This is a genomic window from Aedoeadaptatus coxii (assembly GCF_001553115.1).
GTDB lineage: Bacteria > Bacillota > Clostridia > Tissierellales > Peptoniphilaceae > Aedoeadaptatus > Aedoeadaptatus coxii.
The window spans coordinates 1-9,892 of the sequence record NZ_KQ960165.1 but is presented as its reverse complement, the minus strand read 5'-3'; the positions used below and the strand labels follow the sequence as shown (position 1 = coordinate 9,892).

Sequence of the window (9,892 nt, the reverse complement as noted above, 5' to 3'; positions counted from 1 at the left end):
GAACCGTAACGGTAACAGATAAAGATGGCAAAGAAATTGGTAAATTAAAACCCGAACAAACCGTTAAGAATGCCAATACCGCACCCGTCATTAAACGTAATAACGACGGTAGTATTACGGTATGGCCGCCGGCAGATGCTACGGAAGTAACCGTTAAGTACACCGGAGCGGACGGTTTGCCGAAGGATGTTAAGCTTACGAAGGACGCAAACGGAAATTGGAAGGCGCCTGCCGGATCTGATTTAATCGTCGATCCGACAACGGGCAAGATCACTATTCCCGGCGATAAGATTCAAAAAGGTTCGGATGTTTTGGTCATCGCTAAAAATGATCTCAACAAAGAAACTCGCGCCGTGTCCAAGGGAACGACCGATAATACCGGCAAGGACGACGGTTATATCTGGTTGAAACCTGTTGGCACCACCGACAACAAGGCGAATGACAAGAAGGCGGAAAAACACGATATGGGCATTCACAAGGCGTATATCTTCGGTTACGAAGACAACACCTTCCGTGCAAACGGCAATATGACCCGTGCGGAAGCCGCCGCCATGATTGCTCGTTTGAAAGAGCTTGATATGTCGAACAAGGCTAAACCTGAATTTAGCGATGTTCAAAGTGCTTGGTATAATGGAAGCATTAATGCCGTCGTACGTGCAGGTTATATGAAGGGTTATCCCGACGGAACCTTTAACCCCAACGGCAAGATCACTCGTGCGGAATTTGCGCAAATGATCATGGCCATCGACAAGGCAAACGGCGCCGATGTACCTTTCTCCGATGTGAAAGGACACTGGGCTGAAGCGGCTATTATGCAAGCGTACGCTAACGGACGTATTGCCGGCTATCCGGATAAGACGTTCCGCCCGAACAACAACATTACGCGGGCTGAAGCGGTAACGGTCTTGAATAAACTGTTTGATCGCAGTGTGGACAACAAAGGCCTCGCCGATGTTCACGCAGGTATCGCACCGTTTAAAGATTTAACGCCGAAGCATTGGGCTTATTACCAAATTATTGAAGCGTCGAACACGCACAGATTCTTCCGCACCGAAAAAGGTAAAGTAGATGAAACGTGGGATGTTCTCCTTCAAACTTGGAAACAAGCTTTAGAAAACCGCTAGAATTAAAAAAGAACTGAGCTTAGGCTCGGTTCTTTTTTTGATGCAATGAAATGAAAGATGACTTTTTGGAGGAAAGTTCTTCACAAAAAATAAAGTTTTGATTTTCGCAAAATGATTGCCTTTGAATTGGTTTCATACAACCTGGGAACTTTTGCCGCGGGGAAGAGGGAAAAGGCTCAGAGGCAAAGGCCGCGTTTCCCTCTTCCCCGCGCGCCCCATCTCCCATTCCGGCCGGCTTTTTGATAGGAAGAAAATGCCTGCGGCATTTTCTCCATCTTATGCCATTCAAGCGCCTAGATACTTTTTACAATTATTCAAAAAATGTTGCACGCTTTTTTATGCAGAAGCAAATGTCCCACTCAAAAAACATTTTTTCGCGACGCAGCCCAATACAATCGAAGCCCGTAGGGCTTCGGACATATAGAAGGCGTTATGGTGGAAAGGATTGGGGTCCGGGGAAAGGAAAGAGGCCGAATCGCAACGGCCTATTCCTTTCCCCGGAAAATATTTAAGATGAATGCTTTCCTTTTTCAAGAAAAAAACTTCTGAATGAATTTTTAAAAAATGTATTCACGCATAAAACCATTTTTGCATCGGTTTTATACAACCATTAAAGCCCTATCGGAGGGAGGAGGGAAAGTCCTCCTAAGTATCGAAAAAAGACTTTTGAATGCTTTACTTTTGAAAGAAAAAAGTTTCTACTAAAAAACGCCCCTTTTACGGGGCGTTCCATATTTATCTGCGTTCTTGTATTTTGTTGATGATGGTCAACAGGATCACACTGCCTGCCACGGCGATTAACACGCTGTAAAGGTTAAAGCCGCTGACTTTGCCGAGGCCGAAGACATTGCTTGCGATGAAGCCGCCGATAAAGGAACCGACGATCCCCGTTGCGATGTTGGCGATAGCGCCCATGGAAGCGTCTTTGCCTACGATTTTACTTGCGATCCAACCGGCCAGTGCGCCGAAAATAATCCAAAATAACATATGGTTCTCCTTTCATGAGTATTTACATATTAATGATTACATTATAAACATACCCGAAGGAAGCGATGCTATTCACATTGTTGCAAATTTTTTCATGTAAACTTAAATTTCTTTTCCCTCAAATTGGGAGCGGTAGAGCTTGTAGTATTCTCCTTTTTTGGCCATGAGCTCGTCGTGGCTGCCTTGCTCCACAATATTGCCTTTGTCGAGAACGAGGATGGTGTCCGCGCCGACGATGGTGGAAAGGCGATGGGCGATGACGAAATTGGTGCGGCCGTGCATCAGGCGATCCATGGCTTTTTGAATGAGTTTTTCCGTTCGCGTGTCCACGGAGCTTGTGGCTTCGTCGAGTATGAGGATGTCCGGATCGGAAATAAGGGCGCGGGCGATGGTCAAAAGTTGCCGCTGACCTTGGGAAATCTCTGAGCCCGATTCGGTGATTTTCGTTTGGTAGCCTTCGGGCAGAGTGCGGATAAAATTATCCACGTAGGTTGCCTTTGCCGCCGCGACAATGTCTTTTTCCGTGGCGCTTTCTTTACCGTAGGCGATGTTGTCGTAAAGGGTGCCGCTGAAGAGCCAAGTATCTTGCAACACCATGCCGAAGTGGCGGCGGAGATCTTTTCGTTTGAATTTGCGAATGTCTACGCCGTCGACGGTAATGGCGCCCCTGTCCACTTCGTAAAAGCGGAGGAGCAAATTAATGAGGGTTGTCTTCCCGGCGCCTGTGGGGCCGACGATGGCCACGGTCTCTCCGGGTTTTACCCTAAGGTTAAAGTCTTTAATAATGTCCTGATCCGGCGTGTAGCCGAAGTGCACGTGATCGAAGGTGACGGCGCCTTCTACTTTTCCGAGGCTGACGGGATTGTCCGCCTCGATTTCTTCCTCCCCGTCCAGGACGCGGAAGACGCGGTCGGCGGCGGAGATCGCCGATTGAAGGGCGCCTACCACTTCCGCCATGCCGTTAATGGGCTGGTTAAGCTTTCTGGAGTATTGGAAGAAGGCCTGAATGGCGCCGACGGTAATGCTCCCGGCGTACACTAAATAGCCGCCGAAGACGGCGATGGCCACGTAACCCAAATTGGAAATAAAATCCATGAGGGGCATGATTTCGCTGGAGATGAATTGGGCTTTGTAGGCGTTTTCGTAAAGTTTGCCGTTAATGTCGTCGAATTCTTCCAGGGCTTTTTCTTCGAAGGTAAAGCTTTTGACGACTTCTTCGGAGCTGATGATTTCTTCCATATAGCCGTCGATGCGACCCATTTCGTGGCTCTTTTGGCGGAAATAGCGCTGGCTGATACCGGCGATTTTGGCCGTCACGAAAGCGCTGGTGGGCAAGACGATAAGGGAGATTACCGTGAGCCTGGGCTCGATGTAGAGCATCATGGAAAGGGTGCCGATAATGGTCACCACGGCGCTAATGGTTTGGGAAATGTTTTGCCGCATATTGCTGACGATGGATTCCATATCGTTGACCATGCGGGAAAGTAAATCGCCGACGGTGAATTGATCGAGATAGGACACGGGAAGCTTTTCGATTTTTTCGGAAAGTTCTTTTCGCAAGGTATACACCATTTTCTGCGTTACTTTCACGAGCATACGACCTCTTACGAAGTAAAAGGCGGAGGAAAGGCAGTAGAGCACGACGAGGATCAGGGTAATTTTTCCGAGGTAATCGTAATCTACGGCGAGACCGGCCTTTACGGAATGATAAAGGCTCGTAATGCCCAAGCCCAGTATCCAGGGGGTGAAGATATCGAAGGCGGTGGCCGCCGTGGTAAAAAAGACCACGAGGAACATGGGGAGTTTGTCTTGATTTAAATAGCCGAAGAGCCGTTTGATAATCCGTCGGCTGTCTTTGCTTCTGAGGGAGCGGCGGTCTTGTTCCGCTACGGGATGTAGTTTAGCCATAGACGACCTCCTCTCCAAGTTGAGATGCGGCGATTTCCCGGTACACGTCGGATGTGTTCATGAGTTCGTCGTGTGTGCCGCGGGAAATGATCTTCCCGTCTTCCAAGACGAGAATCTCATCGCAATCCAGCACCGTCATGACCCGTTGGGCGACGATAATGGTGGCGACTTTTTCGGTTAGGGGTGTTAAGGCCCGGCGCAGGGTTTTGTCCGTATTAAAATCCAGGGCGGAAAAGGCGTCGTCGAAAAGCAGCACGTTCGGCTCTTTGGCCAGTGCCCTTGCAATGGAAAGGCGCTGTTTTTGTCCGCCGGAAAGATTTTTCCCCGTTTGAGCCACTTCGCTATCCATGCCATCGTCCATTTCGCTCACGAAACTATACGCCTGTGCCACGGAAAGGTAGTGTGCCGCTTCGTCGCCTGTGAGTGGTTTGTCCCGTGAGATGCCGATATTATCCCGTACGCTGCGTTTTAAAAGTTTCGCCTGTTGCGGGGCGTAGCCTAAGGCGCAGCGCAGTTCTTTTTGCGAGAGCTTTTGAATGTTCACGCCGTTTAAGCGGATTTCCCCGTCGGTGACGTCGTAAAAGCGATGGATGAGTTTTAAGATGGTGCTTTTGCCGCTGCCCGTGCCGCCGATAATGGCGATTTTTTCCCCTGCCTTTACCTCAAAGGAGAGGTGGGAAAGCACGGGGCGTTCGGCGCCGGGATAGGCGAAGCTCACGTCGTCGAAGACAAGTGAGGTTTCCCCTGCAGGCAGGCTTAGGGTGTTTTCTTCTTTTTTTATGGGCGTGTTCAGTACTTCCACGATGCGATCCCTCGACGCTTTGGCGCCGGGGTAAAAGGCGAAGAGCATGGCAAACATACTCAGGGCAAACATGATCTGGATAATGTATTGGATAAAGGCCATTAAGTCGCCGACTTCGATAGAACCTGCGGAAATTCTGCCGGCGCCGAAATATAAAATGGCGATCATGGTCATGTTGAAGATAAGGTTAAAGGCGGGGAGCATGAGAATCAAATAATTGTTCACCCGTTCGTTTACCTTGCGCATGTCGTCATTAATATGGCTGAAGTGATCGTTTTCGTAGCTTTCTTTTTGGAAGGCGCGAATGACGCGAATCCCCGTAAGCCGTTCCCTGAAGCGTAAGCTGATTTTATCCATAAGTTCCCTTGCGCGCATAAAACCGGGAAGGGATTTTTTGGCGATGAACACGACGACGCCGAGAAGCATGGGGGCGGAAATTAAAATAACGCCGGAAAGCTTCACATCGGTGGTTAGGGCCATGTAGGTGGCGCCTAAAAACATTAAGGGCGCGCGCACCAGGGGCCTTAGCACGACGACGGCCATACGTTCCAATTGATTAATGTCGTCGGTGGCGCGGGTTAAAATCGAGGGGGCGCCGAATTGCTCGAATTGCTCAAATCCCAAATTCATGACGTGAGAAAAAAGCCCTCGTCGCAAATCTTTCGAAAAGCCCATGGCGATTTTGGCCGCCAAATAGCCCGCCGCCGTCATGAGCAAGACGGAAAAGACGGCGAGCCCCACCATGGGCAGGGCGTACGATAAAATAATATCCACATTGCTTTTTAAAACCCCGTAGTCGATAATGTGGCTCATAAGTCGGGGCAAAAAAAGATCCGCGAGAATACTCATGGCGATGAGCAAAATCTCGGGGACGATCAGTGGAATGTAAGGTTTAATGTAGTCTTTCATTTCACCATCCTATTTCTAATTTGCTTTAAAACAGTTTATAATTATATTATTGATACCCGAAGGAGGGGAGGATACACATGGAAAAAGGCTTAAAACTCACACAATCACACTTTATCGACATCGAAGGGCGCTATGGATTCGATCAAAATGCGCTGGCGGGGCGCTGGAGCCGCTACCATGTGGATCGCTCCTGCGGCATTGCGGCCATGGCCAATTTAATTTCTTACGGCAGGGCGCAATTCGTCATGAGCCGGGGCGAGTCCTTCGATCTTATGGATCGCATTTTGCACTATGCGCCGCCGAGGCCTTGGGGCATTGCCCGGCCGGGCATTTTAAAAACCGCCGTCAAGGCCATGAACCTTCCCTTTTCCCTCGACGTGCTTTCGGGAAAAGTGGGAAGCCGTAAGGCCCGCCCCTTTATCGAGAAACACCTTGCCCACGATCGACCCGTGGCTCTGCTCAACACCAATCATCCCCACAAAGCCTTTCGCTACCACTGGGTTACCATTACGGAGCTTTTGGAAGAAGACGGCGCGCTGATGGTTCGCTTTTCTTCTTGGGGCAGGCGCTATAAATTACCTTACGATCTATTACTTTCCGACAACACCGTGTACCGGGCGCTGATCGCCCTCGTGCCTCGAAAGGAGCAATAAATGAAGACCCTTTACGCCAAGCAAAAAGTGTTTAAACTGGAAGATCACTACCCTATTACCGACGGCGACGAGCAGGCTGTGTACCAAGTGGATCAAAATTTAAAAATTTTCGGCTACGAAGTCCACGTATCCCACGCCGACGGCACGCCGGCATTCGTCGTGACTCAAGAGCTCATGCATTTTCTCCCCACATTCCACGTGGATTTTGAAAACGGCGAGCGCATGACCATTAAATCCCGTATCAGCTTTTTAAAGAAGAAGATCGATGTGGAATACAGCGACAGCAATCTCCTTATAACAGGGGATGTGTGGGATTGGGATTTCGCCATTCAAGAGGGCGAGCGAGAAGTGGCGTCGGTGACGAGGAAATTCCTTACCTGGGGCGACACATTTACCCTGGAAATTTTCGACGACGATTACAGCGATGTGGCGGTGGCGGCCATGATCGTCATCGACCGTTTACTCGATATTGAAGAATCCGCCAATTAAAAAACTCCCTTCGCCCTAGTAAGGTCGAGGGGAGTTTTTGCGGATTTAGTCTTTTTTAATTAATTCTCCGGTATCCAGATTGTATTTGTAGTCCATGTCCTGCCCTTTGGCGTTTTCCACTTCAATTTCCAATTCGGTATAGGCGGAGCCTCCCTCGTATTCGATGCTGAAGGAGTGGAGCTTATAATCGCTACCCGCATCTTTGAGAGCTTCGGCGATGAGATCCTCTACGCGGCCTAAACGGGCTACGTCCAGTGCCTTTTTCCCGGAAGTATCCTCTTTTTCGACTTTATCTTCGGCAATGGAGCCGTCAGAAGCTTTGATTTCCATTTCATGCTCTTTATTTTCGTCGAAACCTTCGATTTCGTAGTAAAATTCGCCATTTTTGCGATCCAAGCCCAGCTTTGCGAGTTTCGTGTCGGGGTACTTATCCGTAAAGACTTTAAGGGCGTCCTCTAAACGGATCATCTTAGAATCGGAAGTTTCGCGGCTTTCCGTTTGTACGTCAGCTTCATGATTTTCCGCCTGCACTTCGTTCTTGTTTGGTTCGGGCGATGCGGTATTTTGATTTTCATTGCCCATAGTCGGTTGGCAACCTACAAGGGCGAATGTAAGCCCGACTAAAAGAATTATTTTTTTCATAACAACATCCTTTCTTATAAGAAATTATACCCGAAGGCATGTATTTTCAATCAAAAGGATACGGTTTGGACGGCGGCAGTAAAAAAGCTCCCTTTGTGAGGGGAGCTCTTTTTGTATTAGCAGCAACTTCCGCCGGAGGGGGAGTCTTCTTCGTCGCCTCCCTCTGTGGAGCAGCCTTCGAAGGGACCGAAGTGGCGGCTGCGATCGCCGTAGATGTCGAAGTATTTTGAGAAGCGGGTTTCTTGAATCATGGCGCAGGTATTGCCGCAAACGGATGCAGGAAGGCCTTCAAAGAAACGGTGGTGATCGTCGAGGTCAAAAGCGTCTTCGCTGCCTAAGATGCCGCCTTTATAGGTGACGAACTGGCCGTACTGTTCGCAAATATCTTCCATCATATCGGGGATCTTCATGGCGCGGACGGTGCGGGAGGTAAAGCCGATGTTGCCGATACGCTTTTCGATTTCGGGATTGTCGATGGCGGCTTTGGTGGTGGACATGTAGCGGAAATCTTCCCAGCCCACTTTGCGCATAAGCCGTCTGAAATCTTCTACATACATGGCACCGCCGATACATTCGCCGAGGAGTACCGGATCGTTTTCTAACGATTCCGGCAGGCGACGGTCGGCGAAAATGTCGGAGAAATAAAGTTCGCCGCCCCGTTTCAACACGCGGAAGATTTCTTTAAACACACTTTCTTTATCCGGGGAAAGATTAATGACGCAGTTGGAAATGACGATGTCGATGCTTTCGTCTTCGATGCCTATGGATTTTAAATCTTCGATATAGCCTTTTTTAAAGGTAACATTGGATTTTTTGTAGCCGAATGTTTCCGCCATACTGTCCCGGTGTTTTTCTGCAATGGCCAGCTGATCGTCGTTCATATCCACGCCGATCACGTGGCCTTCTTTGCCGACGAGCTTTGAAATGGTGTAGACATCGTAGCCCGTGCCGCAACCCAAGTCTAAAACCGTAAGGCCTTCCAGAGCATCGGGAATGGGGGAGCCGCAGCCGTAAAAGCGTTTGACGATTTCCTCATCTACACTTGCGCGAATGGCCTGAATATGATCGGGGGTGCCGTCCAGTGCGCAGGAACAGATTCCCGTTTCCATTTTGCCTTCTTGTTCTTTCGTGATGTGACTGTAATATTCTTTAATATTTTCGTGATTATGCATGGTGATCTCCTTTCAGCAGCGATTATTATTAGAAATAGACGATTGAATGGGCTCGATAATCTTTGTAAAGATGAAAGCCGCCGGCGTTTCGGCTATAAAGGGGGCGTCTTTTCTCGCGGTTTAGGGAAAACCTCTAATTTCATTCTAACATTAAATTTCTCAATAAAAAAAGGCAACGGATGTTGCCTTGAAACGGTTGACTTAATAAATACGGCGCAGATCGCCTTTGCGTTCGTAGTGTAAATTTGTGTTTGCCAGCAAGCCTTCCCACCAGCTGTCGATGATGCGGTCGTAAAGGGCGGAATCGTCGTAATAGGGGGCGTGGACATTTTGGGTCACTTTCCAGGCAAAGCCCTCGTCGGAATCTACAGGCATGTGCACGCGATCGCAGGGCATGCCGTTTAAAAAGAAGCGATCGTAGACTGTAAAAGCTTCCCCGGCATTTCCTTGAAAGCCCAAAGCTTCGGCAGCTTGCTTGACGATGGCGAAAAGTTTTTCCTCGCCTTTTGCGGCCATGGCCGTGGCGGCGAAAGCCAATCGCTTTTCGGCGAGCGCCACCCTTTCGGCGAGCCAGCCGTGAATATTCGACGTGTCGATGACGTCCTCCAGGGGAGCGTCTTCAATGGATGGAAACTTTTCCTCCAGAGCGCGACGAATGGCGTCGTCTTCCTTTGCAATAGCCTTTGCGAGACCATCGGTGGAATGGATTTTATCGTACATTATATTGTGAATAGGTGCTAAAAATAAACTCATGGTAACCTCCTGATCCTATTTTACAACGAAAAACACAATGTCACCGTAACAGAGGTTACTATTTTTGGAAAAAATAAAAACGGCCTTTACGATTTTCGATCATCGTAAAAGCCACGGAAAACGCGCCAAGAATAAATTATCGACGCCAAATTCGAGAAAATGGCGAGTATAATCTCGCCAACATTGATTTATCTACGCCATTTATGAGATAATGGCGAGAAAAATGATTAGGAATGGTTATACAAAAACTTTTTTCTCATTAAATAATTACTTTTGAATCGGTTTCATACAACCCAGAAAATTCTGTCGCCCCATCTTCCATCCTATGCCATTTAAGCGGCAAGAAACGCATTACCAATTATTTAAAAGATGACGAATCTTTCTGTCGATATCTAATACCCAACTCATAAAATAATTTGCTCGCGACACAGCCCAATAGGAATTAAACGGCGT

Annotated in this window: 9 protein-coding genes; 3 read left to right on the top strand and 6 right to left on the bottom strand. The window is 48.5% G+C overall.

Going from position 1 to position 9,892, the window contains the following annotated elements; all coding sequences use genetic code 11:
• The coding region (locus tag HMPREF1863_RS09290; RefSeq protein WP_232300089.1) for an S-layer homology domain-containing protein at nucleotides 1-1,124 on the top strand (1,124 nt) is incomplete at its 5' end.
• Nucleotides 1,125-1,859: 735 nt separating this feature from the next.
• Here the strand turns inward: HMPREF1863_RS09290 and HMPREF1863_RS01980 are convergent.
• The 3 genes from HMPREF1863_RS01980 to HMPREF1863_RS01970 form a co-directional block, all read right to left on the bottom strand.
• Nucleotides 1,860-2,111: a GlsB/YeaQ/YmgE family stress response membrane protein gene (locus HMPREF1863_RS01980; protein WP_068366923.1), complete on the bottom strand. Its 252-nt coding sequence runs from the start codon at nucleotides 2,109-2,111 to the stop codon at nucleotides 1,860-1,862.
• A gap of 102 nt (nucleotides 2,112-2,213) precedes the next feature.
• Complete coding sequence (locus tag HMPREF1863_RS01975; RefSeq protein ID WP_068366921.1) at nucleotides 2,214-4,019, bottom strand: ABC transporter ATP-binding protein; 1,806 nt, start codon at nucleotides 4,017-4,019, stop codon at nucleotides 2,214-2,216.
• Nucleotides 4,012-5,730, bottom strand: a complete 1,719-nt coding sequence (locus HMPREF1863_RS01970; protein WP_068366919.1) for an ABC transporter ATP-binding protein — start codon at nucleotides 5,728-5,730, stop codon at nucleotides 4,012-4,014. The genes HMPREF1863_RS01975 and HMPREF1863_RS01970 overlap by 8 nt, the downstream gene beginning before the upstream one ends.
• A gap of 77 nt (nucleotides 5,731-5,807) precedes the next feature.
• Here HMPREF1863_RS01970 and HMPREF1863_RS01965 point away from each other — a divergent pair, with 77 nt between their 5' ends.
• The gene (locus HMPREF1863_RS01965; protein ID WP_068366917.1) at nucleotides 5,808-6,383 is read left to right on the top strand and encodes a hypothetical protein; all 576 of its coding nucleotides are present in this window, start codon (nucleotides 5,808-5,810) and stop codon (nucleotides 6,381-6,383) included.
• Nucleotides 6,384-6,872, top strand: coding sequence for an LURP-one-related/scramblase family protein (locus tag HMPREF1863_RS01960; protein ID WP_068366915.1), 489 nt, complete (start codon nucleotides 6,384-6,386; stop codon nucleotides 6,870-6,872).
• A 45-nt stretch (nucleotides 6,873-6,917) separates the two neighbouring features.
• Here HMPREF1863_RS01960 and HMPREF1863_RS01955 read toward each other — a convergent pair whose 3' ends face one another.
• The 3 genes from HMPREF1863_RS01955 to HMPREF1863_RS01945 all read right to left on the bottom strand — a co-directional run bounded on the left by HMPREF1863_RS01955 (nucleotide 6,918) and on the right by HMPREF1863_RS01945 (nucleotide 9,439).
• Nucleotides 6,918-7,514, bottom strand: coding sequence for a PepSY domain-containing protein (locus tag HMPREF1863_RS01955; RefSeq protein ID WP_068366913.1), 597 nt, complete (start codon nucleotides 7,512-7,514; stop codon nucleotides 6,918-6,920).
• Nucleotides 7,515-7,630: 116 nt separating this feature from the next.
• Nucleotides 7,631-8,686, bottom strand: a complete 1,056-nt coding sequence (locus tag HMPREF1863_RS01950; RefSeq protein WP_068366911.1) for a methyltransferase domain-containing protein — start codon at nucleotides 8,684-8,686, stop codon at nucleotides 7,631-7,633.
• Between the two features lie 201 nt (nucleotides 8,687-8,887).
• Complete coding sequence (locus tag HMPREF1863_RS01945; RefSeq protein ID WP_068366910.1) at nucleotides 8,888-9,439, bottom strand: hypothetical protein; 552 nt, start codon at nucleotides 9,437-9,439, stop codon at nucleotides 8,888-8,890.
• Between the last annotated feature and the right edge of the window lie 453 nt (nucleotides 9,440-9,892).

Coding starts and splice junctions, on each gene's coding strand:
- HMPREF1863_RS01970 (WP_068366919.1), bottom strand. CDS start 5,730: ATGAAAGACTACATTAAACCTTACATTCCACTGATCGTCCCCGAGATT.
- HMPREF1863_RS01950 (WP_068366911.1), bottom strand. CDS start 8,686: ATGCATAATCACGAAAATATTAAAGAATATTACAGTCACATCACGAAA.
- HMPREF1863_RS01945 (WP_068366910.1), bottom strand. CDS start 9,439: ATGAGTTTATTTTTAGCACCTATTCACAATATAATGTACGATAAAATC.
- HMPREF1863_RS01960 (WP_068366915.1), top strand. CDS start 6,384: ATGAAGACCCTTTACGCCAAGCAAAAAGTGTTTAAACTGGAAGATCAC.
- HMPREF1863_RS01965 (WP_068366917.1), top strand. CDS start 5,808: ATGGAAAAAGGCTTAAAACTCACACAATCACACTTTATCGACATCGAA.
- HMPREF1863_RS01980 (WP_068366923.1), bottom strand. CDS start 2,111: ATGTTATTTTGGATTATTTTCGGCGCACTGGCCGGTTGGATCGCAAGT.
- HMPREF1863_RS01955 (WP_068366913.1), bottom strand. CDS start 7,514: ATGAAAAAAATAATTCTTTTAGTCGGGCTTACATTCGCCCTTGTAGGT.
- HMPREF1863_RS01975 (WP_068366921.1), bottom strand. CDS start 4,019: ATGGCTAAACTACATCCCGTAGCGGAACAAGACCGCCGCTCCCTCAGA.